Here is a 24,759-nt window from a genome sequence, read left to right as displayed (position 1 = left end):
CCAGATGGCGCCGCGACCGTCCGGGCCGCCCTTGCTGACCGCGGCCAATCCCGTGGTGCAGCGCCATATCGACGCCGCGCTGGCGGCGGCCGGCCCCGAACGGGCGACATTGGCCGGGCAGATGTGCAACCTGGCCATCGCCGACAAGCCCGACCAGATCCCGATGCGCGATACCCCCGCGACCATGCCGGAAGTGGCGAACTGGCCCGAGGCGCCCGCAAAAATCTTCGACAATGTCTATTTCGTGGGTTCCAAGGGCGTGTCCGCATTTGCGATCACGACCGAGGCGGGCATCATCATCACCGATGCGATGTGGTCGTACGACGTGGCGCGATCGGTGGTTGGCGGGCTGGAGACGCTGGGCCTCGACCCCAGGCAGATCCGCTATGTCATCATCCCGCACGGCCACCCCGATCATTATGGCGGCGCGCAATATCTGCACGACAATTTCGGTGCCAAGATCGTCGCTCCCCGCGGCGATCTTGCGCTGATCGCCAAAGGCCCCAGCTACGATACCACCCCGATCCCCAAGGGCTATGACCGGATTATCGACGAAGGCGACAGCCTGGTGCTGGGCGGCACGCGGGTGGATTTCACGGTCGTGCCGGGCCATACCGATGGCGGCGTGGTGATGCGCTTTCCGGTGATGGACAAGGGCAAGCCGCATCGGATGCTGATCTGGTCCGCCGGCGGGGCGACACCGGGCAGCGCGCAAGGCCAGACGGCACAGGCCGCCGCGCTGGAACGCCTGCTGCGGCTCGCCCGATCGGAACGGATCGACGCGCTGGCCGACAACCATGGCAGCCATGTTCTGGCCGACCAGATGCGGACAAACCCCGCCGCCGCAAACCCCTTTCTTATTGGGCAAGCGTCCGTCGAAGGGTATCTGACAATGCGCCGCGAATGCGATCTGGCCCGCGCGGCAAACACGGCTGCGCTCGCTGCCGCCGGCAAATAGGGAGCGGGCCAGAACCCTTTCGGTCTCCGTCGCCGGTCTTGTCGGCTTTCATGGAAAGGGGGCGGCGTTGCCCGATTGAAACGCGATGTCGGCCGCCGCTGGCATACGCCCGCGGTTGCGCCCTGCGGAGAAGCGCTTTGTGGCTTCCGTGATCGAAACCCCAGCACCGTTTGAGGGGGGAAATAATATCCGGCGGCAGGAGCGGATTCCGTTCGCAGACCAAGGTGCTGATCTGTAAATCGATAAGCGACTGGCGGAACCAGAACCGCCGGCACGATTTATGCGGCGAGGCGATAATATGAGGGTGTCACAATGCGTCGTTTGATTGCGATATTGGTCGCCACAGCAGCGACAACAGCCCCTGCCGAGGCTCAACAGCAGCAGCGACAGGCGACGCAACGACAGGCAATGGCGATATCGGCCAGCGATCGCCAGCAGGGCCTGGCCGCCCATCCACAGCTGGTCACCCAATTCGGCGGGGTCTTTACCGGCCCGCAATCTGCCTATGTCGAACGGGTCGGTCGGCGGGTGGCGGTGCAATCCGGGCTTTCCAATGCCTCAAGTGATTTTACCGTCACGACGCTCAATTCGCCGGTGGAAAACGCCTTCGCGGTCGTCGGCGGTTACGTCTATGTGACCCGTCAGCTGTTGGGCCTCATGAACTCCGAAGCCGAGCTCGCCTCGGTATTGGGACATGAAGTCGGCCATGTTGCGGCCCGGCATGCCGCCCGCCGCAACACCCGCGCGACCATCGGCTCGCTGCTCGCGGCCGGTGCTGCCCAGATCACGGGAAGTGAGACCGCCAGCCGATTGGTAGGGGCCGGCGCGCAACTCTACACGCTTCGCTATGGACGCGACCAGGAATATGAGGCCGATTCGCTGGGCGTGCGCTACATCGCCGCAGCGGGATATAATCCCTACGCCGCCGCCAGCATGCTCAACGCACTGGACAGCTCGACAACCCTGACTGCCAGAGCGTCGGGGACCGGCAGTCGATCGACGCCCACCTGGGCATCGACGCATCCCAATGGACAGGATCGGGTCCGCCGGGCCACGCAACTCGCCGCTGCCACCGGGCGCCCCAATGTTTCAGCGGCACAAGATACGGCGTTTCTCCAGATGCTGGACGGCATGCCATACGGCCCCGCCGCAGATAAAACGGTGTTGCGCGTCGTGATCGTCCAGCCGCGCGACACCGTTGCGACCCTGGCGGCCCGCATGGCCGTGCCGCAATTTCAACAGGAGCGATTCCGGGCGTTGAATGGCCTGTCGGTCGGTCAGGAAGTTACGCCCGGTCGTTTGGTGAAGCTGATCCTGCCGGCCTGACTTGGCAATCAAACACCAAAACTTACCGCCGCTCGCGCGTTATTCAGAGGGTGTCGCGGGCGTCATCGGTGCGGGCGATAGGAATCGCGCCGAGTTTGCCGGAGGCTCCATCTCCTGAGAAGGTGGAGCGGTTATGAGCAAGACGACGAATACGGGTTCCCGACCCACCAAACGTCCGTCCTAATCTACATATTTCACACGTTATCCGCACGAAGCTGACAGCTTATGCCCGAGATTACAGATGCTTTGATGGCGGCGAGGTATCGGTGGTGCCGGTTGCAGGAATCGAACCCGCGACCTTCGGTTTACAAAACCGCTGCTCTACCATCTGAGCTAAACCGGCACGCTCCGCCTAATGTCTCAGGTTACGCCGAAGGTCCAGCCTTCGGTGCGTGCGATTTGCGGGTTTAGGGGGGCGGGGGACCATAGGTCGGCGCGATCGGCGTTGGCGCGGAGCCAGGCGGCGGTGAGAATCGCGTCGGTGGCGTGATCGTCATAGACCGGCGTGACTGAAATTGCCGGGGCAAAGGTCGCAGGGTCGTGGCGGCTTGATCCCAGCACGGCCAATGCGGTGTCGAGCGCTGCCGCGTCGCGCAGCTTGCTCAGCCCCTTGCGGATGCCCGTCGCGCGGGCGGCGATGGTGGTGTAGATTTCGACGACGCATCCGCCCGAAATGCCCGCCGGATCGAACGGCCAGATCGGCAGATGCTGTCCCAGATGGTGCAGCACGCGCATGCCCGCAAAGCTTGCCTTGGCCACCTGTGCCGCGCCGATCGCGTCGTACACGGTCGATGGCTTGCCGCCGCCATTGGCGTTGTAGCGCGCCTCGCAGCGGCGGAAATGCAGGAAGTCCGCCTTGGCACCGTCGGCGGCCCCCAGATAGAAATGGCTGCCGCGATGGCGTTCGAGGAAGCTGGCCGCGCCCAGATCGACATCGTCGCACGCGGCGTCGATCCAGCCCCAGAAGGCACGCGCGCTGTCGGGCGCGGGGAGGCCGGGGAGATAGGCACCGCGCTCGATCCAGGGCGGGGCGAAGCTGAAGTCGAAGCCGATCAGCGTGTCGCTGTTCGCCTGGTCGCGCACCCAGTCGAGCATGCCCGCGCGCGACCAGATGCCGCCGGGCGGGCGCACGAGTATCGGGGCGGCAGTGCCGGCTTCGCACAAGCCCAACGCGATGCCGCGATGGCGATTGCCCTTGGCCCCCGACCAGTCGATCGCGGCGAAGCGGGTGAAGCGACGCGGGGTCAGTCGATCACCTCTGCCACCGCCTTGGCGAAGGCGGCGATGTCGAAGCGGGCGCTGCCGGGGTCTTCGCCGCGCCGGACGACCACCAGCCGCTTCGAGGGGATCACCATGACATATTGGCCGCGATTGCCCTGCGCGGCATAGCTGCCCGCTGGCAGACCTTGTTTGGGGCCGAACAGCCATAGTGTCGCGCCATAGCCAGGGCCGGTGGCGGGCTGTGGTCCGTCGGGCGCGGTCATGTAGCGCATCCAGCCTTCGGGGAGCAGGCGCTTGCCTTGCCACATCCCGTCGTTGCGCCAGAACTCGCCGAGCCGGGCCAGATCGCGTGCGGTCGACCAGACCTGGCTCGACAGGATGAAATTGCCGCGCCAGTCCTGTTCGGCGACGGTGTGCGTCATGCCGAGCGGCGCGAACAATGCGGTCTCGGGGAAGGTTTCGTAGCGCGTGTCGCCCATGCCCTCGCGCAGCGACAGCATCGCGAGTAGGATGTCGTTATTGGCGTAGCGGAAGCGGGTGCCGGGTTTGGCTTCGACCGGCCAGCCGATCGTTTCCTCGGTCACCGCCGTGCCGCCGAAATAGATCGCGTCGGTGCGGTTGCCCGCCGTTGCGCTATGCAGGCCGCTTGCCATGCGTAGCAGGTTGTCGAGGGTGATCTGGCGGCGGGCGTTATCACCGGGCTCGATGCGCCAACCCGAAATCCGTGCCTGCTGATAGACCCTGGCTGGGCCTTCCTTAAGGGCGATGCCCGCGAGCGTGCCGGCGATGCTCTTGGCGACCGACCAGGTGCGGTTCGAGACGAACGGGCCGAAGCCATCGGCATAGCGTTCGGCGACGATGGTGCCGTCGCGGACGATCACGACGCCCGCGGTCTTGGCACCCTCGCCGAAGCCGCCGGTGAAGGCGCGATCGACCGTCGCCGCCAGCGCGCGTGAGGGGCGCGGGGCGATGCCTGCGTCGCCTTGCGGCCACTTCGCCGGATTCGCCGGGGCGGGGCCGGGCGGGGTGGCGTAGCTGGCGAAGACGGGCGGCAGCGCTGCGCCGATGGGCTGGCCGACACAGCCGCGCCCTTTGGCAAACACCGCGCGGCGCGGCGCAAGTTGCGGGTCGAAGGCGACGCTGACCACGCCGGTGGTGCGATCGACGGTGGCGGGAAGCTCGGACAGCAGCGGTTGATATTGCGGGTAGATGCCCGCGAGTTCGTCGGCCTCGATCTGCGCTTCACTGCGACCGGCGTTGAAGATGCCGCTGCAGAGCATTGCGGCTTTGTAGCCGGCGGCGACGGCGCGGTCATAGGGCGTGGGGGCGGTGGGGGTGGTTTGCTGGGCTGCGGCCGGGGTGGCCATTGCGAGCAACGCTACCGCCATCCACCGTTCGTGCTGAGCTTGTCGGGCCGAAGGCGGGCGAAGCCCAACCACCGTCTTTTTTCTGCTGCCGCCGGCGAGAGAAGGACGGCACTTCGACAAGCTCAGTGCGAACGGATTTGGTTCATTCCTCACGCGCATTCCTTGCTTCCTCCCACCACGCCATGCGTTCGGCCACGCGCTTTTCGAACCCGCGATCGGTGGGCGCGTAAAAGCGTTGCGGGGGCAGTTCGGCGGGCCAGTAATTGGCTCCCGAAAAGCCGCCCTCGGCGTCATGGTCATAGGCATAGCCTTTGCCATAGCCGATGTCCTTCATCAGCTTGGTCGGCGCATTCAGGATGTTTTGCGGTGGCATCAGCGATCCGGTTTCCCTGGCGCTGCGCCACGCCGCCTTTTGCGCCTTGTACGCGGCGTTCGATTTGGGGGCGGTCGCGCAATAGAGGCACGCCTGCGCGATTGCGAGTTCGCCTTCGGGACTGCCGAGGAAATCATAGGCGTCCTTGGCCGCGAGGCATTGCACCAGTGCCTGCGGGTCGGCGAGGCCGATGTCTTCGCTGGCGAAACGCACCAGCCGGCGCAATACATAGAGTGGCTCCTCGCCTGCGGTGATCATCCGGGCGAGATAATAAAGCGATGCCTGTGGGTCCGATCCGCGCAGCGATTTGTGCAGCGCGGAGATCAGGTTGTAATGCCCCTCGCGATCCTTGTCATACACCGCGACGCGGCGCTGGAGCAGTGCCGACAGCCCGGCTGGGTCGAGCGGGGCGTCGAGCTGGATCGAAAACAGTGTTTCGGCCTGGTTGAGCAGGAAGCGACCGTCGCCGTCGGCGCTGGCGACCAAGGCGGCGCGGGCGTTGGCGTCGAGCGGCAGGCTGCGTTCTTCGATCGCCTGCGCGCGCGCGAGCAAGGTGTCGAGCGCGGCGGCGTCGAGGCGGTGGAGGATCAGCACCTGCGCGCGGCTGAGCAATGCGGCGTTGAGTTCGAATGACGGGTTTTCGGTCGTCGCGCCGACCAGCGTGACGGTGCCGTCCTCGACATAGGGCAGGAAGCCATCCTGCTGCGCGCGATTGAAGCGGTGGATCTCGTCGACGAACAACAAGGTGCGTTTGCCGATCCGGGCGTGTTCGCGCGCTTCGGCGAACACCTTCTTTAGATCGGCGACGCCAGAGAACACCGCTGAAATCTGCGCGTAGCGAAGCCCGACCGCGTCGGCGAGCAGCCGGGCGATCGTTGTCTTGCCGGTGCCCGGCGGCCCCCACAGGATGATCGACGAAAGCTTGCCCGCCGCCACCATCCGCCCGATCGCGCCCTCGGGGCCGGTGAGGTGGTCCTGGCCGACGACTTCGCCCAGATTGGCGGGGCGCAGGCGATCGGCGAGCGGGGCGTCGGGTGCCGGTCGGGCAGCGGGCGGGGGAGCGGAGTCCCCGAAAAGATCGGCCATCACCGGCAGATAGGCGCGATTGGCCGGTTGCGCGAGGGTTCTTCCCCCTCCCGCTTGCGGGAGGGGTTGGGGGTGGGCTCGATGTCTTGCCGGGCGTGTCGTTCGCGGATGGCCCCACCCCTAGCCCCTCCCGCAAGCGGGAGGGGGACTAGCGCGCCCGCGCCGCGATGGTTTCCAGATAGGCGTCGAGGACGACCTGGTTGATCTGGTCCCATTGATAGCCCTGCGCCTTGGCATGGCCCGCCGCGCCCGCAGTGTGGCGGGCGGCATCGTCGCGGCAATAATGTTCGATCGCATCGGCATAGGCGCTGACGTCGCGCGGTTCGACCAGTGCGCCGGTGACCCCCGGATCGACCAGCCCGACCGCGCCGGTCGCGCGCGCCGCGACCACCGGCACGCCCGCCGCCATCGCCTCTAGCGTCACATTGCCGAAGGTTTCGGTAACCGACGGGTTAAAGAACACATCCATCGACGCGACCGCGCGGCCCAGATCATCGCCCGACTGGAATCCGGCGAACACGGCGCTTGGCACCTGTTTGGCGAACCATTCGCGCGCAGGGCCTTCGCCGACCACCAGCACGCGATGGCGAACGCCGCGCCGCTCGAGCTCGCGCACCACATCGGCGAAGATGTCGAGCCCCTTTTCGAGCACCAACCGGCCCAGGAAGCTGACCGCCACTTCATCGTCGGCAATGCCCAGGCCGCGACGCCATTCCAGGCTGCGCATGCCCGGATTGAAGCGTGCATGGTTCACCCCGCGCGACCAGATGTCGATCGGCGTCGTCACCCCCCATTCGCGCAGCAGGTCGCGCATGCCCTCGCCGGGCACGACGACATGATCGACACGGTTGTAGAAGCGCTTCGACAAGTGCACCGCCAGCGGTTCCAGAAACGCAGCCTTGTAATAGCGCGGATAGGTTTCGAACCGCGTGTGCAGCGACGCGAGCGAGGGAATGCCGTTGTCCCGCGCCCAGCTTACCACGCGATGGCAGGTGATGTCGGGAACCGCGACATGAACGATGTCGGGCGCAAAGGCCTCCAGATCGCGGCGAACCGCCTTGGGCAGGCCCATGCCGAGCCGATATTCGCCGCGCCCGGGGAACGCCAGCGCCGGCACGTCGATGAGTTCGCCAACCGGCTCGAACGCAGGTTTCGGCACCGTCGGCGAATAGACCCTGAGGGTAACGCCAGCGCGCAACAGATGCCCGGCCAACAGGTTCAGCGTTTGGTTTGCCCCGTCTCGGGTGTAATTATAGTTGCCGCTGAACAGCGCCACGCGAAGCTGGGATGGGTTCATCACTGGGCGTTTAGCCGTACCGACGCGGGTTTGCCACCGGAACGATCAACGGCGATGGTGAGTTTTGCAACGTCATCCAGATCGGGGAGTCGTCGATGTCGAATGCATTTCGCAAAGGTCAGAAGGTAAAGTGGAGTTGGGGCAGCGGCACGGCGCAGGGTAAAGTCGCCGAGCGGTTTGACCGCCGGGTGCAGCGCACGCTGAAGGGATCGAAGGTGGTCAAGAACGGCACGACCGATAACCCCGCCTATCTGATCGAGCAGGAGGATGGCGACGAAGTCCTGAAGCGTGGAAGCGAGCTTAGCGGGGTGTGAATCCTCCCCTCGTCGAACTTGGGCATGGAGGATTTGGAGTTCCCTTTACGTTCCGTTCGGGCTAGCTTTGCCGCATGGCGAAACCCCAAAAGAAATATGTCTGCCAGGCGTGCGGATCGGCGACCTCGAAATGGGCGGGGCAATGCGTCGATTGCGGCGAATGGAATACGCTGGTCGAGGACGCCGGCGCGGTCGTCACCGCATTTTCGGCGCGACATAATCTGCAAGGCGGCGGGCGGCCGATCCTGCTGTCGGGGCTCGACAGTGAAATCGCGCTGCCCGAACGCATGGCGACGGGCATTGCCGAGCTTGATCGCGCGCTGGGCGGCGGGTTCGTCGAATCATCGGCGACGTTGATCGGCGGCGATCCGGGCATCGGCAAATCGACGCTGTTGCTGCAGGCGGCGGCCAAGCTGGCGCTGGCGGGCAAATCGGTCGCCTATGTTTCGGGCGAGGAGGCCGCCGATCAGGTGCGGCTGCGCGCGCGGCGGCTGGGGCTGGGCAATGCGCCGGTGCAATTGGCCGCCGCGACGTCGGTGCGTGACATCCTGACGACGTTCGGCGGGGCGGCGGCACCCGATCTGCTGGTGATCGATTCGATCCAGACGATGCATTCGGACCTGATCGAGGGCGCGGCGGGCACCGTCAGCCAGGTGCGCGCTTCGGCGGGCGAGCTGATCCGCTTCGCCAAGGAACGCGGCACCGCCGTCGTGCTGGTGGGCCATGTCACCAAGGACGGCAGCCTGGCCGGGCCGCGCGTGATGGAGCATATGGTCGATACCGTGCTGGCGTTCGAGGGTGAGCGCAGCCATCAATATCGCATCCTGCGCGCGATCAAGAACCGCTTTGGCGGCACCGACGAAATCGGTGTGTTCGCGATGGAGACGCAGGGGCTGAGCGAGATCGCCAACCCATCGTCACTGTTCCTTACCGCGCGCGATGAAAGCGTCACCGGCACGGTGGTGTTTCCCGCGCTTGAGGGCACTCGCCCGGTGCTGGTCGAGGTGCAGGCGCTGACGGTTCGCCTCGCCAGTGGCGCTACCCCGCGCCGCGCGGTGGTGGGATGGGATTCGGGGCGGCTGGCGATGATCCTGGCGGTGCTCGAAGCGCGCTGCGGCCTGAGCTTTTCGACCTGCGAAGTCTATCTCAACATCGCGGGCGGCTATCGCGTGCAGGATCCGGCGGCCGATCTGGCGGTGGCGGCGGCGTTGGTGTCGGCATTGTCCGAACGCGCAGTGCCGATCGATTCGGTGGCGTTCGGCGAAATCGCGCTGTCGGGGGAGGTCCGCCCGGTCGCGCATGCCAGTCTGCGGCTGAAGGAAGCGTCGAAACTGGGCTTTGCCGGCGCGCTGTTGCCAAGCGCGCAGGGCGCGGAAGTGGGGTCGATGAAGCTGTCGGGGTTCAAGACATTGGGTGCCTTCGTTGACCATATGCTGGCGCGCGGCTAGCGGCGCGGGAGTAATTTGGGGCACGCATCATGGACCTATCCGCACTTGATATTGTTGTCCTGCTCGCCGTCGGTGCCGCCGCCGTGCTGGGGGCCATGCGCGGCTTCGTTACCGAGGTGCTGTCGCTGCTGACCTGGCTGCTGGTCGCGTTCGTCGTTCGGCTGTTCCACACGCCGGTATCGGCGATGATGGTCGATTGGGTGGGAACGAGTTCGGGCGCGGCGGTGCTGGCGCTCGCGATCCTGTTCGGCGTGACCTATTTGGGGGGCAAGCTGGTCGCCAATGCGGTGGGGAAGCGGACGCGCACGTCGGTGCTGGGGCCGGTCGACCGGGCGCTTGGCTTTGGCTTCGGGATGCTCAAGGCGGTGATCCTGGTCAGCATCGCGTTCATCCTGGTCGTGCTGGTGCTCGATACCGTCAATGGCGGCCCGGCGCGGCGGCCCGATTGGATCAAGGGCGCGCGGACCTATCCGCTGCTCAACGCCACCAGCGCGAGCATCGCCGAATTCGTCGATCGGCGGCGGCGCGGCGAGCCGGTGTTCGGTTTCGGCGACGAGGCGCCGAAGAAGAAGTGACCCGCCTCTCGCGTAACCCCCTGCCATCGCCTACATCGGCGCGGTGACCACACAGCTTTACAACACCGACATCCTGCGGCTTGCCGCGACCGTGCCGTTCCAGCAGCGGCTCGACGCGCCGATGGCCAGCGTCGAGAAACGCTCGCCGATTTGCGGGAGCCGCGTGACGATCGACGTCAACCTCGACGCCGAGGGGCGGGTGGGTGCAATCGGCATGTTGGTGCGCGCCTGTGCGCTGGGGCAGGCGGCGAGCGCGTTGCTGGCCGAGCATGTTGTCGGCCGCACGCCCGAAGAGATCGCCGCCGCGCGCGATTCGCTGGCCGCATGGTTGGCGGGGGGCGAGGCGCTGCCCGATTGGCCGCGGCTGGAATTATTCGCCCCCGCGCTGCCGCACAGCGCGCGCCATGCCTCGATCCGGCTGGCGTTTGAAGCCGCCGCCGAGGCTGCGGCGCAGGCGGCCGCCCACCAGCGCGAATTTGCCGGCTGATGGACGCGCATGGGGGGCTGAGCTTCGTCCGCGAATTCGCGCCGCTGCTAGGCGCGGCGCTGATATTCGTATTGCTGTTCCGCAAATTGGGGCTGGGCGCGACGCTTGGCTATCTGGTTGCTGGCGCGGTCGTCGGCCCGCAAGTGCTGGGGCTGGTGGGGGATGCCGAAAGCAAGCTTGGCTTTGCCGAGCTTGGTATCACCTTGCTGTTGTTCCTGGTCGGGCTGGAACTCAGCCCGCAGCGATTGTGGAAGCTTCGCCACGATATTTTCGGGCTTGGGCTGTTGCAGGTGGTGCTGTGCGGGCTTGCGGTCACCGCCGTGATCTGGGGCGGGGCGGGGTTTTCGATCGCCGCCGCGCTGGCGCTTGGCCTGCCGCTGGCGCTGTCGTCGACCGCGCAGGTGCTGCCGATGCTGCAATCGGCGGGGCGGCTGAAGACCCCGTTTGGCGAGCGCGCCTTTTCGATCCTGCTGCTGCAAGACCTGTCGATCGTGCCGCTGATTACCATCGTCGCGGCGATGTCGCGCAATCCCGCCGATGCGGGCGGCCCGCCGGGCTGGCTACTGGCGGTCAACACCGTGCTGGCGGTGATCGGGCTGATCCTGGCCGGGCGATTCATCCTGCGACCGTTATTCAGGTTTATCGGCAATCTGGGTGAGCGCGAGATGTTCGTGTTTGCCGGATTGTTCACCGTCATCGCATCGGCGGCGATTATGGAATCGCTTGGCCTGTCGATGGCGCTGGGGGCGTTCGTCGCCGGGGTGATGCTGGCCGACAGCCCGTATCGCCACGAGCTGGAGGCCGATGTCGAGCCGTTCCGGTCGATCCTGCTTGGCCTGTTCTTCCTGGCGGTCGGCATGTTGCTCGACCTGGGGGCGATTGCCGAGCGGCCGCTGTTCGTGTTCGGCATGGCGCTGGCGCTGATCGTAACCAAGGGCGCGGTGATATTCGGCCTGGCGCTGTTGTTTCGCATGCCGTGGCGACCGGCGCTGGCGCTTGGCATGTTGCTGAGCCAGGGCGGCGAATTCGGCTTTGTCCTGTTCGCGCAGGCGCAGGCGGCGTTCCTGATCGCGCCCGAGGCGGCGAGCGTGTTCGGCGCGATCATCACGCTGTCGATGGCGACCACGCCGTTCCTGATGATGTTCACCCGCCGGTTTCGCGCCGAGCCCGCCGCCGGCGACGGTGCCGCGCTCGACCCGCCGCGCCACGATGGCGCAAGCGCGGTGGTGGTGGGCTATGGCCGCTTCGGCCAGACGGTGGCGCAGATGCTGATCGGCCAGGGGCTGTCGGTGACGATCATCGACACCGACCCCAAGACGATCGAGACTGCGGGCGATTTCGGCATGAAGGTCTATTATGGCGACGGCACCCGGATCGACCTGTTGCGGCTGGCGGGCGCGGCTGATGCCGAATTGCTGATGTTCTGCCTCGACGGCGAACAGCTCGAAACCGAAGCGCTGGTCGCGATCAAACAGGCATTCCCCAAGGCCGCGCAATTCCTGCGCGTATCCGATCGCCGCGCGGTGATGCGGCTGACGGGTGCGCCGGTCGAGGCGACGGTGCGCGAAGTCTATGAATCGGCGGTGGCGATGGCGCGACTGGCGATGGAATGCGTCGGCGTCGACGATGGCGAGATCGAGCGGACCGAGGACGAATATCGCCGGCTGGACAAGGCACGGCTGAAATTACAGGCCGATAGCGGCAGCATCTATGCCGGGCGCGAGGCGATGTTTTCGCAAGCGCGCCAGCAGCGGCAGGCGGAGGAAGCGGAATGAATATGATCGTGGTGCTGGCGGGGCTTTCGGGCGCGATGGCGGTGGCGGCGGGCGCGTTCGGCGCGCATGGGGCGCAGGCGCAAGCCGCCGAATGGCTGCGTACCGGGGGCATGTATCAATTGATCCACGCGGTGGCGGCGGTGGCGGTGCTGCACCTTGGCGCGCGGATGCCGGCGTGGCTGTTTCTGGCGGGCGGGCTGGTGTTTGCAGGCACGCTGTACGCGATGGCGCTGGGCGGGCCGCGCTGGCTGGGCGCGGTGACGCCGATCGGGGGGACGTTGCTGATCGTCGGGTGGTTGTGGCTGGGGTGGAGTGGGGTTCGGGGGTAGGGGGGCGGAGATAGTATTGTATTACAGTTCGCAATCAATATCTTGCTAGTGGTAGTTGCGCCTAAACAAGTTCTTGCTGCTTTTCGAATTCCCGCACCTCTGCCAGTCTTTTACTTAGCGTCCAGCGCACGTTCGTATTTATCCTGTCGCGAGTGATTGGTGGGAGCCGTTTCGCTGTACTAAGAAGCTCTTTTTCTAGATTCTCGGCCCAATGCCTTTCGGCGGATAGGTGACGGGAGAGGGTACCCATATCGTATCTCATAGATAACGCCATCAAAGCGGCTCTTAATGCATACGGTGTGAGACCAACAATGCGATCTGAAAAGACTGTTGGGTCGCAACTCGCGAAGACGGGTACGTTTGCGAATTCTGCGGGGCCGTCCCGATGTTGAGCGATCTGCCGAGCAAAAGCCTCCTGATCACTGCACATGAGTTCGATGAGTTGCTGTGCCCTCTCAGGCAAGCGTGCGACGGCAGAAGCCTCACGACGCTGCGCTAAGTATGCCCAAATTTGCTTGAAATCGCTAGTATTTTCTTGCGCAAAGCCTAACCCGCTAAAGCTTCCGTACCGGATATCATCAAAAGGGGCAGAACGCGGCGATTCTAGTTCGCCTTTCCGTTCGAGGTCATCAACATAACTTTTGCACTCGGCTACAGCGCGAGCACGGTCCCAATCGATAATCTCGGCATCTGCAAGCCAGAGAATTTGGCCAAAAACGTGCAGGACTTCGCCGGTAATACGATATTTTCGATGAGAGAATTCCTCGAGCAATGTTTTTGATGCTGCTTTCACGTCGTCATCGGACCGCTCCGTAGAATGCCATAACGTTCGCCATGCGGGTTCGTTCTGAGAGGCAAAAAACGAGCTATCGTCGAGTGATTGAGCTATCCTGGCAGGGTCAACAACGCCACGGACAACAATGTCAAAAGCCACTTCGTCAGATAGTATCGTGTCGTGAAAATAAAGCCCAATGTACTTTCGGGCGGCAGCAACGAATGGTGCTGGTTTATCACTTGCTGATCCACCACTAAGCGCGCGTTTGGAACGTTCGCGCAGATCATCATTCGAAATATTTCCAACCTTGTACTCAAAGGAAAGTGCAAAGAAAAGCCGAATAAGATGTTTCATCGCGTCTGAGTTGGAGCGATAATCAGATGCTATGGCCGAATAAACACGGGCGAAATCCCATACAGTCTGCTGCAATATTCTGAGATTATCCAATTCCGACTGCATATATATAGTCTGTACTTCACATCTTTGTTCACGCAGAAACTGCCGTGCCTCATTATCATGCGTTGAGTCTAAAAATGCAGAAAAAGCGGGTTCAAAATCCGACTGAACGGTCAATGTTTTGCCGACAACCTTTTCTTTTCCTTTCCTGTATTCAGGATCACTATCCAACTCCGATTCGTTGGCCAAAATAACTACTTTACAGCCATCGCGCTCGACCAACTGGTTTATGTAACCAAGTGAGTCAGTAGCCTTCATAGCGCAACGTTCAAGGTCGTCGAAAATGAAGACGTCTGCGCTTAGTCGATTTATAAGGTCTGAAGATTTAATCTGAGGCAAGTCGATGTTTGCATAGCGCAGAACAGCTTTTCCAACCCCTGCTGCTATTCTAATGCCGTCGTCGGTAGTCCAGGGGTATAAGCTGGCGACCATCGCGTCGTCGATTTCCTGCGGCGATTGGAGTCCATAAAGACTTACCAACACGTATCGTTTTCTATTTTTAGTGTTACGCCGACCAAATAGGCCTGTGGGGACAGTGAGGCTCGCTTCCTCCAGCAAATCGCCGATGATGCGTTTAGCGTGATACGTCTTCCCTACACCCCACCGCCCGGACAGCAACACGGCGTACAGCGGGGGGTGAGAAAGCGAGAGGTAGAATTTGAGATATTCGCGAATATGAGCGTTCGCTGCTTCACGTCTAGGCTGATCCAAGATACCTTGCTCCCCGTAGAGTTCATCCTTCGCGCTTCCCCACCCCCCGGCACTTGTCCGAACAATACACCACATTCTCCCAGTCGCGCTCCCACTTCTTGCGCCAGGCGAAGGGGCGTTGGCAGACGGGGCAGGTCTTGGTCGGCAGGTCGCGCTTGGCGATGCCGCGGGGCATCAGGCGGGGACGCGCTGGGCGTTGAGGAAGGTGGCGACGTCGGTCAGGTCGACATTCCGATCGAGATAGGTCTGGCCGATTCCGCGCGCGAGCAGGAAGGGGAGGGTGCCGCCCGCCATTTTCTTGTCATGCGCCATATGGTCGACCAGCCGCGCGCCAGCGGCGTCGATCCGCGCGCTGCCAAGGCCGTCGGGCAGGCCGACCGCGCGCAGGTGGGTGGCGACCCGATCGGCATCTGCTTGCGGCGCGATGCCGTGCGCGGCGGAAAAGCCGAAGGCGAGCGCCATGCCCGCCGCGACGCCTTCGCCGTGGAGCAGCCGGTCGGAAAAGCCGGTTTCGGCCTCGAGCGCATGGCCGAAGGTGTGGCCCAGGTTGAGCAGCGCGCGCTTGCCGGTGGTCTCGCGCTCATCCTCGGCGACGATCCGTGCCTTGGCGGCGACCGCGTGGGCGATGGCGTAGAGGCGCGCATCGGGGTCGCCGGCGATCAGCGCCGCGCCGTTGGCTTCGCACCAGTCGAAGAAATCGGGGTCGTCGATCAGGCCGTATTTGACGATCTCGGCATAGCCCGCACGCACCTGGCGCGGCGGCAGCGTGTCGAGCACGGTCGGGTCGATCAGCACCAGGGCGGGCTGGTGGAACGCGCCGACCAGGTTCTTGCCCGCCGGCGTGTTGATCGCGGTCTTGCCGCCGACCGACGAATCGACCTGGGCGAGCAGCGAGGTGGGGATCTGGACGAACTGGCAGCCGCGCTTGAGGATGGCGCAGGCAAAGCCCACCAGATCGCCGATCACGCCGCCGCCCAATGCGATGACATGATCCGATCGCTCGACGCCGAGCGCGAGCAACTGATCGGTCAGTTCGGCGAGCATCGCCCAGCTTTTGGTGGCTTCGCCCGGCGGCAGGATGATCGGGTGGCTGGCGATGCCGGCGGCGTCGAGGCTGGCGCGCAGGGTTGCGAGATGGGGCGAGAGGTTTTCGTCGGTGACGATCGCCATCGTTCGGCCGCGGGCCAGCGGGACTAACGCTTCGCCCGCCCGCCCCAGCAGTCCGGCCTCGATCCGCACATCATATCCGCGTTCGGCCAGCGCCACCTTGATCGTCGTCATTGCCCGATGGCCTCCAATATCGCGTTTACCGTGGTTTCGTGCGGCGCGTCGTAGCTGGTGATCCGCAGCGGCGCGAGCGCGTAAAACGGGTTTCGCACCGCCGCCAATTCGGTCAACACCGCCTTTGGATCGCGCCCGCGCAGCAGCGGACGGGTGTCGCGGCGGCGCACCCGCTCGGCCAGCACATGCGGTTCGGCGTCGAGCCAGATCGCCAGCGCCTGATCGAGGATCAGCGCGCGGGTTTCGGCATTGACGAACGCGCCGCCGCCGGTGGCGATCACCTTGCGCGTGCCGTCGATCAGCCGGGCGATGACGCGGCGTTCGCCATCGCGGAAATGCGCTTCGCCGAAACGTTCGAAAATATCGTTGACCGACATGCCGGCGGCGGTTTCGATTTCGGTGTCGGCATCGACAAAGGGCAAATGCAGCCGCGCGGCGAGGCGGCGGCCGACAGTCGATTTACCAGCGCCCATCAGCCCGACAAGGACGATGGCGCGGTCATTCGTCGCGGATGCGGGGGGATGGGTTTGCAGCATGGTCACCGGGGCTATACAGCCAGGGGGCGTGTCGGGCAAAAGCCGGCGCGTGCTATTTGCCAAGGCGCGCTTGCTATCTGCCAAGGCAGTCGCCCAACGAAGGTTTCGAACCCCCGCATGTCCCGTTCGCTCGTGATTCTTATCGTCGTCATCCTCCTGCTGATCGGCGGGCTGTTCTTCCTGTCGGGTCGCGACGTCACCCAGACGCCGGTGACGGTCGAAAAGGTGGTGCCGCTTGAAAATCTCTCGAACTAGCGTCGCCGCCGGCGCGCTGGCGGTACTGCTCGCCCCCATGCTTTTGGGGGGGGGCGTCCTCTCCGCGCAGGATCGCGATGCGCCCGAATCGCTGCTGCCGCCGGGGTTCGACGATCCGGCACCACCGCCTGCGCCTGCGCCCACCCCTGCGCCGGGGGCCGCGCCGCGACCCGGCGGGGCGGTGCCGCCGCCGATGGTGCAGCCCTTGCCCGCGCTGCCTGCCGATGGGGCCGGCAATGCGGCGCTGCCGATGGCCGAGGTGGAGCCGCCCGCGCCGCTGACCGCCGCCGAGCTGCTGCAATATGAATTGCCAGTCTATGCCCGGCGATCGACCGCGCAGGTCGGGCGGATCGGCATGGCGAGCGGCGGGCTGGCCCCCGATTCGTTTGGCGATGCCGATGGCGTGTATCTGGAAGCGTTGATGCGGCGGATGGAAGCGCCGGTCGCGTCGCGTTGGCTGTCGATCGCGCTGCGGCGGATGCTGTTGTCACAGCTCGACACGCCCGCGCGGGTGAACGGTGCCGATTTCGCCGCCGAGCGCGCGTGGCTGCTGATCCGCATGGGCGAGGCGATGGCGGCGCGCAGTGTGGTGCAGGGCGTCGATCGCCAGAATTTCACGCCCAAACTCTATCAGGTGGCGATGCAGGCGGCGCTGGCGACCGGCGATCTGGCCAGCCTGTGCCCGCTGGAGCCTTTTGCCCGGCCCACCACCAACGAAGCCGGCTGGCAATTGGCCGAGGCGATGTGCGCGGCTTTGGAGGGCGAACCGCGCCGTGCGGGGCAGGTGATCGACACCGCCCGCCGCGCGCGCATTGCCAGCGGCACCAATTTGCTGCTCGCCGAAAAAGTGGTCGGCACCGGCGCACAGGGCCGCCGCGCGGTGACGATCGAATGGGACGATGTCCAGCAACTGACGGCGTGGCATTACGGCCTGGCGACCGCCACCGGCGTCACGATCCCCGACGAATTGCTGCAAACGGTTGGGCCGCAAGTGCGGTCGTGGCAGGCGCTGTCGCCTGCGCTGGCACCGCAGCAACGCTTGCGCGCGGGGGAATTGGCGGCGAGCTGGGGTGTGTTGTCGAACGCGGCGCTGGTCGATCTGTGGGGCACGGCGGAGGCGTCTGACGAAGTGTCGAGCGCCGATGCCGGCCTCGCCAGTGATCTTCGCACCGCCTATACCGCCGGCACCGCCAGCGAGCGGATCGCGGTGATGCGCCGTTTGTGGACCGAACCCACCGACGCGCGGGTGCGCTATGCCAGGCATATCCTGACCGCGCGCGCCGCCACCCGGATCGTGCCGTCCGCCGACCAGATCGACGCCGCCGATTCGCTGGTCGCGTCGATGTTGAGCGCCGGGCTGGACATGCCGGCGAGCCGCTGGCGCAACGTGGTGCCGCAAGGGTCCGACGCATGGGCGATGCTGTTGCTCGCCGATCCGAACGGCCGCGCGCCGGCCACCGCCGCGACGGTTTCGGCGTATCGTGAGACGGCGTCGGCGCGAAAGGCGCAGCTTTTCTTCGCCGGCATGGCGGGCACCGGGCGGATCAATGCCGATGTGGTCGAGGGGCTTGCCCAGACGCTGGCGGTGCGGATCGGCGACCAGAATGCCTGGACCCGCGCGATCGGGCAGGCGGCGCAGCAACGCCAGCCTGCGACGGTGCTGGTGCTGGCCGGGCTGGGCATGCAGACCACCGACTGGTCGGCGGTGTCGCCGGTTGCGCTGTTCCACATCACCGCCGCGCTCACCGCCGTCGGGCTGGAAGGCGAAGCGCGGATGATCGCCGCCGAGGCGATTGCGCGCGCTTGACCGACAGCAACGACCGCGCGCTGATCGAGCGGTTTCTGGAGATGATGTCGGCTGAAGCGGGCGCGGCGCGCAATACGCTGGCGGCGTATGAAACCGACCTGCGGCTGGCATCGGATCATCTGCGCGGCGGTCTGGCGGTGGCCGACGAAGCGGCGTTGCAATCGGTGGCGCAGCTGTGGATGCCGCTGGCGCGCAGCAGCGTGGCGCGCAAGGCGGCGGCGCTTCGGCGATTTTATGGCTTCCTGGCCGATGAGGGGTTTCGCAGCGACGATCCGTCGGCGGCGTTGCCGCGTCCGGGGGCGGCGCGATCCTTGCCCAAGACCTTGTCGATCGCCGATGTCGACCGGCTGTTTGCCGCCATCGCCGATCGAATCGCGCGGGTGCCTGCCGATCCCAACGACCTGCGGCTGTCGGCGCTGGTCGAGCTGCTATATGGTTCCGGTTTGCGCGCGACCGAACTCGTGTCGCTGCCGCGCGGTGCGATTTCGCCCGATCGCCCCTGGTGCATCCTGAAGGGCAAGGGCGGGCGCGAGCGGATGGTGCCGATTTCCGATCGCGCGCGGGCGGCGGTGGCGGTGTGGCGCGCACAGGTGCCCGCCGATCGGCTGTTCCTGTTTCCCTCGCGCACCGGGCATCTGACGCGAATCCGGTTGTATCAGTTGCTAAAGGCACTCGCCGCCGAGGCGGGGATTCCCCCCGATCGCGTCAGCCCGCATGTGCTTCGCCACGCCTTTGCCACGCATTTACTGTCGGGCGGGGCCGATCTTCGCGCGTTGCAGGCGATGCTGGGGCATGCCGACATCGCGACCACCGAAATCTATACCCATGTCGATGCCAGCCGGCTGGTCGCGCTGGTCAACGAACGCCATCCGCTCGTTGACGCGGCGGCGCGGCGCACGTAACCGCAACGATCACATGGCAAGCTTTCTAGACTTTGAAAAACCGATCGCCGAACTGCAGGGCAGGATCGACGAATTGCGCGACACCGCCGCTGGCGGCGAACTGGACATCGATGCCGAGGTAAAGCGCATCCAGGTCAAGTCCGACCGGATGCTGCGCGAGACCTATGCGCGCCTCACTCCGTGGCAAAAGACGCAGGTCGCGCGCCATCCCGAGCGCCCGCATTTCAAACATTACATCGCCGCGCTGATCGAGGATTTCATGCCGCTGGGCGGCGACCGCGCCTTTGCCGACGATCAGGCGATCATCGGCGGCCTGGGCAAGTTTCGCGGGCGGCGGGTGATGGTGCTGGGCCATGAAAAGGGCGACGATACCGCCAGCCGGCTGCGCCACAATTTCGGCATGGGCAAGCCCGAGGGCTATCGCAAGGCGATCCGGCTGATGCAGCTTGCCGATCGCTTTGGCCTGCCGGTGGTGACGCTGGTCGATACGTCGGGCGCGTTTCCCGGCGTACAGGCCGAAGAGCGCGGCCAGGCCGAAGCGATTGCGCGATCGACCGAACAGTTGCTGAACCTTGGCGTGCCGGTGGTATCGGCGATCGTGGGCGAAGGCGGATCGGGCGGCGCGGTGGCGCTGGCGACGGGCAACAGCGTGCTGATGTTCGAACACGCGGTCTATTCGGTGATTTCACCCGAGGGTTGTGCGTCGATCCTGTGGCGTACCGCCGACAGGGCAGCCGATGCGGCCGAGGCGATGAAGGTCACGGCGCAGGATTTGATGGCGCTTGGCGTGATCGACCGGGTGATTCCTGAACCGCTGGGCGGCGCCCATCGCGATCCGGCGGCGGCGATCACCGCGCTTGGCGATGCGATTGCGAAGGAATTGGGCCAGTTGGAAGGCAAAACGCCTGAGGCGTTGCGAAAGGCCAGGCGCGAGAAGTTTCTGAAGATGGGCAGGGCGTAGCGAATAGAGCGGCGAAGCACTCGCTTCGCCGCTCTATGTCGATCATGGTGCGGCTGGAGCAGCCCCGTTCATGGCGGCCGAAGCGTTGTTGAACGTGCTCTTCAGGCTGCCGCCCAGGCCCTGCATCGCGGCGATTGCTGCAACTGCGATCAGTGCTGCGATCAGGCCATATTCAATGGCGGTCGCGCCCTTTTTGTCGGTGAACATCTTGCGAATCGTCTTCATGCCGGTCTCCGTCTTGCTAGAGCTTCAAATTACCCGGCTGTTCGGGGAGCCCCCCCGCTCAGCATGCACGGCATAGGATCGTTTCAGTTGAGAAAGGTTTAAGCGGGCGCAGTCCTGAGCAATTATTGTGCGTTGCCGTTCATTGCGGTGCTGACATTGCTCTCCACCCCGCGCCACATCGAGATGGTGGCGTCGGCAACCCCCGCGATGCTGGCGACGATCGCCAGAAAGATCAGCGCAATGATCAGTCCATATTCCACCGCCGTCGCGCCGCGCTGGTCGCTGATGATCCGCTTGGCCAATGATGGAAACCGCCGCATATGCCCCATTCTCACATCTGTTGGGTCCACCTTTAAGCGCGAAGGGTAAAAAAATTGACTGTATCGACTGTCATGCCGCTGCTGGTGGTTGCCGCTGCCCTGGTCGATCGCGATGGCCGGGTGCTGGTGCAACAGCGCCCGCCGGGCACGTCGATGGCTGGCCTGTGGGAATTTCCCGGCGGCAAGGTCGAGCCGGGCGAAACCCCCGAAGCCGCGCTGATTCGCGAATTGCACGAGGAACTGGGGATCGACGTCGAGCAAGCCTGTCTGGCTCCGGCGGTGTTCGCCAGCGAACCATTGGGCGATCGCCATTTGCTGTTGCTGCTTTATGCCTGTCGCAAATGGCGCGGCGTGGCCGAGGCGCGGCACGCCAGCGCGCTTCGCTGGGTGCGGCCGCTGGAGTTGCACCGGATGGAGATGCCCCCGGCGGACAAGCCGTTGATCGGCCTGCTCGAAGCGCTGGTCTGACGGCGGTTTATTCGGCTTCGGGGCGCAACGCGGCTGCCAGCGATGCCGTCGCGCTACCGCGCTTCGCCGGTTTGGGCTGCGAGGGATCGGGCGCCCAGCCGGTCAGGAACACGATCTGAAACCGTTCGGGGGTTCGGCCATCGGCATCGGCGCGCGCGGCGAACCCTTGCGCCGCCGCCGCCAGCGCTTCGCGCGAAAGCGGCGGGGTGCCGGGCATCAAATTGGTCGCCGCCATGCCGCGCAGATCGTCGAGCAGGCGGCCCAGCCCCGAATAGCGCACCGTGAGCGTTTCGACATCTGCGACCGGCAGCGCAAAGCCCGCGCGCATCATCAGGTCGCCCGCCGCCCGCACGTCGATCTGGGGATGCACCCGCGCGATTGCGCGATCGGGTTCGGCGGCCAGCAGCACCGGCTTCAACGTGGCAAGCGATCCCGCACCGACAAATGCCGCCAGAAACAGGCCGTCTGGCTTCAGCACCCGCCGCGCCAGCGCCAGCGCGCCGGGAACATCGTTGAGCTGATCGAGCACGCCGGCGGTGACCACGCAATCGAAGCTGGCATCGGCAAAGGGCAGGCGGTCCTCGTCGCATTGCACCCCGCGCGCCGCCATAGCAAAGCCATAGCCGGCATCGGCGCGGATCACGCGCGCCCCCGGCGGCGGCACGAATGCCGCGTCGAAACATCCCAGATCGAGAATATCCACCATCGGCCGCGTGACGCTGTCGAGCCGTTCGGCGATGCCGTCGAGCATCGCTGCCCGTAGAAAGTCATGCGCGGTATAGCCCGGCTGCGCGCGGTCGCGGCGGCGGCGGCGCAGCGCGCGGTCGAAAAGTTCGGTGGTCGCCATCGCCGCGCTTGTGCGCCCGGCCTGGTCCGACGACAAGACCGCGATGCTGTTTTCGCGCGCCACGACCATAGCGGTGCAGATGTTGCGAGGCACGGTTGCGGTTGCGCTGCCGCCGCGCTGCCCGTCCTGCGGCGCGGTGACCGCGGACGACCACCGCTTTTGCGTCGATTGCTGGGAAACGCTTCGATTTCTGGGGCCGCCCTGGTGCGCCGCCTGCGCGCTGCCCTTCGACCATGAACGCGGTGCGGGAGCGGTTTGCGGCGACTGTCTGATGACGCCGCCGCGCCATAACGGGGTGCGCGCGGCGGTTGCCTATGGCGATGTCGCGCGGCGGACGGTGCTTAAGCTGAAATATGGCGGGCGGATCGGCTGTGCCGACACGGTTGCGCGGCTGATGCGGCGGCTGTTGCCCGATGATTGCGACGTGCTGGTGCCGGTGCCGCTGCACCGCCGCCGGCTATGGTCGCGCGGCTTCAACCAGGCGGGACTGATCGCATCGGCGCTGGCGCGCGATCATGGCATTGCGGTGGCGCTCGATATTCTGGTGCGGCGGCGGGCGACCCCGGTGCTGAAAGGGCTGAACGGGCGCGCGCGGGCAAAGGCGGTGGCGGGGGCGTTCGCCGTGGTCGCAGGGCGGGAAGGCGCGATCGCCGGGCGGCGCGTCATCTTGGTCGATGACGTTTATACCAGCGGCGCGACCACCGATGCCTGTACCGCCGAACTGCTGCGCGCAGGCGCGGCCAGCGTGACGATCCTGTGCTGGGCGCGCGTTCTGAACCCGCTCGACGATTGACAAGCGCCGCTTGGCTCCACACGTGAGACGCTATGGCAAAGATCGAAATCTATACGAAGGCGTATTGCCCCTATTGCACGCGCGCCAAGGCGCTGCTCGATAGCAAACAGGCCAGCTACACCGAGCACGACATCACGATGGGCGGCCAGCTTCGCACCGAGATGATCGATCGGGCGCAGGGGCGATCGACGGTGCCGCAGGTGTTTATCGACGGGCGGCATATCGGCGGATCGGATGATCTGGCGGCGCTCGACCGGGCGGGCGGCCTGGACCCGCTGCTTGCCCAGTGACGACGGCAGTGATGTGGCAGGCATGAAGATCGCGCTGCTGCAAATGACCAGCGGGATCAGTCCCGCTGCCAACGCCGCCACGCTGGTGGCGGCGGTCGCCGACGCGGCTGCGGCGGGTGCTGCGATGCTGTTCACGCCCGAAATGTCGGGACTGCTCGATCGAGACCGCGAACGGGCGCGGGGGCGTATCGTGGCCGAGGGGGATGATCGGGTGTTGGCGGCGGTGCGCGATGCGGCGCGGGCGCGGGGCATTTGGGTGCATCTGGGATCGCTGGCGGTGCTGCGTCCCGATGGTCGCTTTGCCAATCGCGGCTTTGTGATTGATCCGGCGGGTGCGATCCGGGCGCGCTATGACAAGCTGCATCTGTTCGACGTCGATTTGCCGAGTGGCGAGCGGTGGCGCGAATCATCTGCCTATGCTGCTGGCGATTCGGCGGTGCTGGTGGAGACGCCGGTCGGTCTGCTGGCACCCACCATCTGCTATGATTTGCGCTTTCCCGACCTGTATCGCGCGCTGAGCGATGCCGGTGCCACGATGCTGTCGGTCCCGGCGGCGTTCACGCGGCCCACCGGGGCGGCGCATTGGCATGTCCTGCTGCGCGCGCGCGCGATCGAGGCGGGGGCGTTTGTCGTGGCGGCGGCGCAATGCGGTCTGCACGAGGATGGTCGCGCGACTTATGGCCATTCGCTGGTGATTGATCCGTGGGGCAAGGTGTTGCTCGACATGGGCGGCGACGCAGCGGGGCTGGGGTTTGCCGACATCGACCGTGCGCGCGTCGATTCGGTGCGGGCCGAGGTGGCGGCATTGCGCCATCGCCGCGCGATCCCGCCAGTGGTGCTGGCATCATGATCGTTTTCGACCTTCGCTGCCCGGCCAATCATGTGTTCGAAGCATGGTTTGGTAATTCCGCCGCCTATGCCGATCAGCGTGAGCGCGGCCTGATCGCTTGCCCGGTATGCGGCGATACCGCGATCGAAAAGGCGCTGATGGCCCCCAACATCGCGGCCAAGGGCAATCGCGCCGTCGAGGCTGCGCCCAAGCCCATAGGCGACGCACCCACCCCCGAAGGTATCAAGGCGGCCATTGCCACGATCGCCGCGGCGCAGGCCAAATTGCTCGAGAAGTCGGCCTGGGTCGGCCGGTCCTTCCCCGATCGCGCGCGCGCGATGCATCTGGGCGAAGAGGCGGCCGCGCCGATCCACGGCCAGGCCACCCCCGCCGAGGCGCGCGCATTGGTCGACGAAGGCGTCGCGATCGCGCCGCTGCCGCTGCCCGTGGTGCCGCCTACTTCGCGACACTGATGCAGGCGGTGCTTGCAAAGGCGTTCGGGATTGTCGGTCGGCTATGCTGCGGGTAGACACCGCGCGACGCACCCGTAGCTCAGCAGGATAGAGCGGTCGCCTCCTAAGCGACAGGCCACTGGTTCGAATCCAGTCGGGTGCACCAAGATCGGTCGTTCATTCCCGCCTGAATGAGGATCTGGTTCCGCCAGAGGCCGCCATACTGCTTTCGGGATCGCGCCTCGGCACTGCACATGACCGGTGTTGGGTGGAAGCACGAACCCGCTGCGCGGGA

Annotated in this window: 28 protein-coding genes and 2 tRNA genes; 18 read left to right on the top strand and 12 right to left on the bottom strand. The window is 65.5% G+C overall.

Going from position 1 to position 24,759, the window contains the following annotated elements; all coding sequences use genetic code 11:
- The coding region (locus QU44_RS14670) for an MBL fold metallo-hydrolase (RefSeq protein WP_156141220.1) at window positions 1-958 on the top strand (958 nt) is incomplete at its 5' end.
- A gap of 312 nt (window positions 959-1,270) precedes the next feature.
- Window positions 1,271-2,284 (top strand): M48 family metalloprotease, encoded by a 1,014-nt coding sequence (locus QU44_RS14665; protein ID WP_081988073.1) that lies wholly within the window; start codon window positions 1,271-1,273, stop codon window positions 2,282-2,284.
- 267 nt (window positions 2,285-2,551) lie between these two features.
- On the opposite strand, the gene QU44_RS14660 is transcribed toward QU44_RS14665, so the two are convergent.
- The 5 genes from QU44_RS14660 to QU44_RS14640 form a co-directional block, all read right to left on the bottom strand.
- Window positions 2,552-2,627, bottom strand: a tRNA-Thr gene (locus tag QU44_RS14660).
- Between the two features lie 17 nt (window positions 2,628-2,644).
- Entirely contained in the window at window positions 2,645-3,532 is an 888-nt protein-coding gene (locus tag QU44_RS14655; protein WP_033923126.1) for a hypothetical protein, read from the bottom strand.
- A complete protein-coding gene (locus tag QU44_RS14650) occupies window positions 3,529-4,893 on the bottom strand; it encodes a serine hydrolase domain-containing protein (protein ID WP_033923118.1) in 1,365 nt (454 codons plus the stop codon). Before QU44_RS14650 ends, QU44_RS14655 begins: the two co-directional genes overlap by 4 nt.
- A 121-nt stretch (window positions 4,894-5,014) precedes the next feature.
- Window positions 5,015-6,331 carry a replication-associated recombination protein A gene (locus tag QU44_RS14645; RefSeq protein ID WP_033923117.1) on the bottom strand — a complete coding sequence of 439 codons (1,317 nt, stop codon included), beginning with the start codon at window positions 6,329-6,331 and terminating at the stop codon, window positions 5,015-5,017.
- A 148-nt stretch (window positions 6,332-6,479) separates the two neighbouring features.
- The gene (locus QU44_RS14640) at window positions 6,480-7,628 is read right to left on the bottom strand and encodes a glycosyltransferase family 4 protein (RefSeq protein ID WP_033923115.1); all 1,149 of its coding nucleotides are present in this window, start codon (window positions 7,626-7,628) and stop codon (window positions 6,480-6,482) included.
- A 95-nt stretch (window positions 7,629-7,723) separates the two neighbouring features.
- Here QU44_RS14640 and QU44_RS14635 point away from each other — a divergent pair, with 95 nt between their 5' ends.
- From QU44_RS14635 to QU44_RS14610, 6 genes are all read left to right on the top strand, one after another.
- On the top strand, window positions 7,724-7,942 hold the full coding sequence (locus QU44_RS14635) for a DUF2945 domain-containing protein (RefSeq protein WP_033923113.1): 219 nt from the start codon (window positions 7,724-7,726) through the stop codon (window positions 7,940-7,942).
- A gap of 74 nt (window positions 7,943-8,016) precedes the next feature.
- Complete coding sequence (gene radA / locus QU44_RS14630) at window positions 8,017-9,390, top strand: DNA repair protein RadA (RefSeq protein WP_033923110.1); 1,374 nt, start codon at window positions 8,017-8,019, stop codon at window positions 9,388-9,390.
- Window positions 9,391-9,419: 29 nt separating this feature from the next.
- Window positions 9,420-9,965, top strand: coding sequence for a CvpA family protein (locus tag QU44_RS14625; RefSeq protein ID WP_033923109.1), 546 nt, complete (start codon window positions 9,420-9,422; stop codon window positions 9,963-9,965).
- A gap of 43 nt (window positions 9,966-10,008) precedes the next feature.
- A complete protein-coding gene (locus tag QU44_RS14620) occupies window positions 10,009-10,452 on the top strand; it encodes an iron-sulfur cluster assembly scaffold protein (RefSeq protein WP_033923107.1) in 444 nt (147 codons plus the stop codon).
- Window positions 10,452-12,227 carry a cation:proton antiporter domain-containing protein gene (locus QU44_RS14615; RefSeq protein WP_052134901.1) on the top strand — a complete coding sequence of 592 codons (1,776 nt, stop codon included), beginning with the start codon at window positions 10,452-10,454 and terminating at the stop codon, window positions 12,225-12,227. The genes QU44_RS14620 and QU44_RS14615 overlap by 1 nt, the downstream gene beginning before the upstream one ends.
- Before the next feature lie 2 nt (window positions 12,228-12,229).
- Window positions 12,230-12,556 carry a DUF423 domain-containing protein gene (locus tag QU44_RS14610; protein ID WP_033923125.1) on the top strand — a complete coding sequence of 109 codons (327 nt, stop codon included), beginning with the start codon at window positions 12,230-12,232 and terminating at the stop codon, window positions 12,554-12,556.
- Window positions 12,557-12,617: 61 nt separating this feature from the next.
- Here QU44_RS14610 and QU44_RS18315 read toward each other — a convergent pair whose 3' ends face one another.
- From QU44_RS18315 to QU44_RS14595, 4 genes are read right to left on the bottom strand one after another with little or no spacing between them, the layout of a single operon-like run.
- Window positions 12,618-14,498, bottom strand: coding sequence for a P-loop NTPase fold protein (locus QU44_RS18315; protein WP_156141218.1), 1,881 nt, complete (start codon window positions 14,496-14,498; stop codon window positions 12,618-12,620).
- Between the two features lie 22 nt (window positions 14,499-14,520).
- The gene (locus QU44_RS17875) at window positions 14,521-14,673 is read right to left on the bottom strand and encodes a DUF2256 domain-containing protein (RefSeq protein ID WP_081988071.1); all 153 of its coding nucleotides are present in this window, start codon (window positions 14,671-14,673) and stop codon (window positions 14,521-14,523) included.
- A complete protein-coding gene (aroB, locus tag QU44_RS14600; RefSeq protein ID WP_033923104.1) occupies window positions 14,673-15,779 on the bottom strand; it encodes a 3-dehydroquinate synthase in 1,107 nt (368 codons plus the stop codon). The genes QU44_RS17875 and aroB overlap by 1 nt, the downstream gene beginning before the upstream one ends.
- Window positions 15,776-16,315, bottom strand: a complete 540-nt coding sequence (locus QU44_RS14595) for a shikimate kinase (protein WP_052134906.1) — start codon at window positions 16,313-16,315, stop codon at window positions 15,776-15,778. The genes aroB and QU44_RS14595 overlap by 4 nt, the downstream gene beginning before the upstream one ends.
- Window positions 16,316-16,432: 117 nt before the next feature.
- Between QU44_RS14595 and QU44_RS18530 the strand changes: the two genes are divergently transcribed.
- Genes QU44_RS18530 through QU44_RS14580 form a run of 4 tightly spaced genes read left to right on the top strand, consistent with a single transcriptional unit; the run spans window position 16,433 to window position 20,240 of the window.
- Complete coding sequence (locus QU44_RS18530) at window positions 16,433-16,570, top strand: hypothetical protein (RefSeq protein WP_197054340.1); 138 nt, start codon at window positions 16,433-16,435, stop codon at window positions 16,568-16,570.
- On the top strand, window positions 16,551-18,377 hold the full coding sequence (locus tag QU44_RS14590; protein ID WP_033923103.1) for a hypothetical protein: 1,827 nt from the start codon (window positions 16,551-16,553) through the stop codon (window positions 18,375-18,377). Before QU44_RS18530 ends, QU44_RS14590 begins: the two co-directional genes overlap by 20 nt.
- Window positions 18,374-19,279, top strand: a complete 906-nt coding sequence (locus QU44_RS14585; protein WP_033923102.1) for a tyrosine recombinase — start codon at window positions 18,374-18,376, stop codon at window positions 19,277-19,279. Before QU44_RS14590 ends, QU44_RS14585 begins: the two co-directional genes overlap by 4 nt.
- Window positions 19,280-19,292: 13 nt before the next feature.
- Window positions 19,293-20,240 carry an acetyl-CoA carboxylase carboxyltransferase subunit alpha gene (locus QU44_RS14580; protein WP_033923123.1) on the top strand — a complete coding sequence of 316 codons (948 nt, stop codon included), beginning with the start codon at window positions 19,293-19,295 and terminating at the stop codon, window positions 20,238-20,240.
- A 42-nt stretch (window positions 20,241-20,282) separates the two neighbouring features.
- On the opposite strand, the gene QU44_RS14575 is transcribed toward QU44_RS14580, so the two are convergent.
- The gene (locus QU44_RS14575) at window positions 20,283-20,465 is read right to left on the bottom strand and encodes a Flp family type IVb pilin (RefSeq protein WP_033923101.1); all 183 of its coding nucleotides are present in this window, start codon (window positions 20,463-20,465) and stop codon (window positions 20,283-20,285) included.
- A gap of 122 nt (window positions 20,466-20,587) precedes the next feature.
- Window positions 20,588-20,785: a Flp family type IVb pilin gene (locus QU44_RS14570; RefSeq protein WP_033923121.1), complete on the bottom strand. Its 198-nt coding sequence runs from the start codon at window positions 20,783-20,785 to the stop codon at window positions 20,588-20,590.
- 72 nt (window positions 20,786-20,857) lie between these two features.
- Between QU44_RS14570 and QU44_RS14565 the strand changes: the two genes are divergently transcribed.
- Window positions 20,858-21,253, top strand: coding sequence for a (deoxy)nucleoside triphosphate pyrophosphohydrolase (locus QU44_RS14565; RefSeq protein ID WP_033923099.1), 396 nt, complete (start codon window positions 20,858-20,860; stop codon window positions 21,251-21,253).
- Window positions 21,254-21,260: 7 nt separating this feature from the next.
- Here the strand turns inward: QU44_RS14565 and QU44_RS14560 are convergent, their stop codons facing one another.
- Window positions 21,261-22,100, bottom strand: a complete 840-nt coding sequence (locus QU44_RS14560) for a methyltransferase domain-containing protein (protein ID WP_197054339.1) — start codon at window positions 22,098-22,100, stop codon at window positions 21,261-21,263.
- Between the two features lie 43 nt (window positions 22,101-22,143).
- Between QU44_RS14560 and QU44_RS14555 the strand changes: the two genes are divergently transcribed.
- The 5 genes from QU44_RS14555 to QU44_RS14535 all read left to right on the top strand — a co-directional run bounded on the left by QU44_RS14555 (window position 22,144) and on the right by QU44_RS14535 (window position 24,630).
- Window positions 22,144-22,893 carry a ComF family protein gene (locus QU44_RS14555; protein ID WP_081988069.1) on the top strand — a complete coding sequence of 250 codons (750 nt, stop codon included), beginning with the start codon at window positions 22,144-22,146 and terminating at the stop codon, window positions 22,891-22,893.
- Window positions 22,894-22,925: 32 nt separating this feature from the next.
- Complete coding sequence (gene grxC / locus QU44_RS14550; RefSeq protein WP_033923097.1) at window positions 22,926-23,183, top strand: glutaredoxin 3; 258 nt, start codon at window positions 22,926-22,928, stop codon at window positions 23,181-23,183.
- Window positions 23,184-23,205: 22 nt separating this feature from the next.
- Window positions 23,206-24,033, top strand: a complete 828-nt coding sequence (locus tag QU44_RS14545) for a carbon-nitrogen hydrolase family protein (RefSeq protein WP_033923095.1) — start codon at window positions 23,206-23,208, stop codon at window positions 24,031-24,033.
- A complete protein-coding gene (locus QU44_RS14540; RefSeq protein ID WP_033923094.1) occupies window positions 24,030-24,485 on the top strand; it encodes a DUF1178 family protein in 456 nt (151 codons plus the stop codon). Before QU44_RS14545 ends, QU44_RS14540 begins: the two co-directional genes overlap by 4 nt.
- 68 nt (window positions 24,486-24,553) lie before the next feature.
- Window positions 24,554-24,630: transfer RNA gene (locus QU44_RS14535), tRNA-Arg, on the top strand.
- The last annotated feature ends 129 nt before the right edge of the window (window positions 24,631-24,759 follow it).

The organism is Sphingomonas sp. 37zxx (genome assembly GCF_000786205.1).
Classification (GTDB): domain Bacteria; phylum Pseudomonadota; class Alphaproteobacteria; order Sphingomonadales; family Sphingomonadaceae; genus Sphingomonas.
This window is presented reverse-complemented; position numbering and strand designations above follow the sequence as displayed.

Bases quoted from the DNA above. Each gene is read 5' to 3' on its own strand.
- QU44_RS14595 (WP_052134906.1), bottom strand. From the start codon at position 16,315: ATGCTGCAAACCCATCCCCCCGCATCCGCGACGAATGACCGCGCCATC.
- QU44_RS14560 (WP_197054339.1), bottom strand. From the start codon at position 22,100: ATGGCGACCACCGAACTTTTCGACCGCGCGCTGCGCCGCCGCCGCCGC.
- QU44_RS17875 (WP_081988071.1), bottom strand. From the start codon at position 14,673: ATGCCCCGCGGCATCGCCAAGCGCGACCTGCCGACCAAGACCTGCCCC.
- QU44_RS14555 (WP_081988069.1), top strand. From the start codon at position 22,144: ATGCTGTTTTCGCGCGCCACGACCATAGCGGTGCAGATGTTGCGAGGC.
- QU44_RS14575 (WP_033923101.1), bottom strand. From the start codon at position 20,465: ATGAAGACGATTCGCAAGATGTTCACCGACAAAAAGGGCGCGACCGCC.
- QU44_RS14650 (WP_033923118.1), bottom strand. From the start codon at position 4,893: ATGGCGGTAGCGTTGCTCGCAATGGCCACCCCGGCCGCAGCCCAGCAA.
- QU44_RS14625 (WP_033923109.1), top strand. From the start codon at position 9,420: ATGGACCTATCCGCACTTGATATTGTTGTCCTGCTCGCCGTCGGTGCC.
- QU44_RS14665 (WP_081988073.1), top strand. From the start codon at position 1,271: ATGCGTCGTTTGATTGCGATATTGGTCGCCACAGCAGCGACAACAGCC.
- QU44_RS18530 (WP_197054340.1), top strand. From the start codon at position 16,433: ATGTCCCGTTCGCTCGTGATTCTTATCGTCGTCATCCTCCTGCTGATC.
- QU44_RS14640 (WP_033923115.1), bottom strand. From the start codon at position 7,628: ATGAACCCATCCCAGCTTCGCGTGGCGCTGTTCAGCGGCAACTATAAT.
- QU44_RS14610 (WP_033923125.1), top strand. From the start codon at position 12,230: ATGATCGTGGTGCTGGCGGGGCTTTCGGGCGCGATGGCGGTGGCGGCG.
- QU44_RS14635 (WP_033923113.1), top strand. From the start codon at position 7,724: ATGTCGAATGCATTTCGCAAAGGTCAGAAGGTAAAGTGGAGTTGGGGC.
- QU44_RS14565 (WP_033923099.1), top strand. From the start codon at position 20,858: ATGCCGCTGCTGGTGGTTGCCGCTGCCCTGGTCGATCGCGATGGCCGG.
- aroB (WP_033923104.1), bottom strand. From the start codon at position 15,779: ATGACGACGATCAAGGTGGCGCTGGCCGAACGCGGATATGATGTGCGG.
- QU44_RS14570 (WP_033923121.1), bottom strand. From the start codon at position 20,785: ATGCGGCGGTTTCCATCATTGGCCAAGCGGATCATCAGCGACCAGCGC.
- radA (WP_033923110.1), top strand. From the start codon at position 8,017: ATGGCGAAACCCCAAAAGAAATATGTCTGCCAGGCGTGCGGATCGGCG.
- QU44_RS14545 (WP_033923095.1), top strand. From the start codon at position 23,206: ATGAAGATCGCGCTGCTGCAAATGACCAGCGGGATCAGTCCCGCTGCC.
- QU44_RS14580 (WP_033923123.1), top strand. From the start codon at position 19,293: ATGGCAAGCTTTCTAGACTTTGAAAAACCGATCGCCGAACTGCAGGGC.
- grxC (WP_033923097.1), top strand. From the start codon at position 22,926: ATGGCAAAGATCGAAATCTATACGAAGGCGTATTGCCCCTATTGCACG.
- QU44_RS14540 (WP_033923094.1), top strand. From the start codon at position 24,030: ATGATCGTTTTCGACCTTCGCTGCCCGGCCAATCATGTGTTCGAAGCA.
- QU44_RS14615 (WP_052134901.1), top strand. From the start codon at position 10,452: ATGGACGCGCATGGGGGGCTGAGCTTCGTCCGCGAATTCGCGCCGCTG.
- QU44_RS14645 (WP_033923117.1), bottom strand. From the start codon at position 6,331: ATGGCCGATCTTTTCGGGGACTCCGCTCCCCCGCCCGCTGCCCGACCG.